Source organism: Pedococcus sp. P1_H8, assembly GCF_056405175.1.
On record NZ_JBFUCP010000103.1, the window covers coordinates 1 to 553 of the forward strand.

The 553-nt window shown below is 65.1% G+C and carries 1 pseudogene; it reads right to left on the reverse strand.

Features of this window, described 5'->3' with window-relative positions:
- A pseudogene (locus AC1DYG_RS19060) lies at positions 1–553 on the reverse strand (IS21 family transposase); the annotation flags it as partial.

The window sequence follows — 553 nt, forward strand, 5'->3', positions numbered from 1 at the left end:
GGATGCAGTAGAACGAGTCGAACCCGTAGTGCGAGCGCAACAGGATCCAGCGGTCGGATTCCTTCCTGTTGCGCCCGAACAGCACCCGTGAGACCGCGGACCGGAGGTTGTCGTAGCGGATCTTCCCGAACGGAACCCCGCCCAACGTGTTGAACGCGATAACGTGCCCCTCGATGAACGCCTCCTGGCCCTGCGAGGCGAACACCCGATGGACCGCCTTGCCGGAACAGGAGAGCCGGAAGGTGAACAGGAAGCACTTCGTCATCGTCCCGGCCAGGTCGACCCACACGTCCCCGAAGTCGACCTCGGCCTCGGCGCCGGGCGGATGGCCCTGGAGCACGAATGCCATCTCTACCCGCGCGCCGGCCTCGGCGGCGATCTCGGGTCGGCGGCGGGCAACGTAGTCCCGCACCGTCGAATACGACACGTCGGCGAGTCCGTGTTCGTCGATGAGCCGGTCTCGGATTCGGGTTGCGGTGTGTTTCTGTTTGCGCGGTGCTGTCAGGTCGGCCCGGAGCATCTCGTCGATGACCGGTTTGAACCTCTCGAGCTT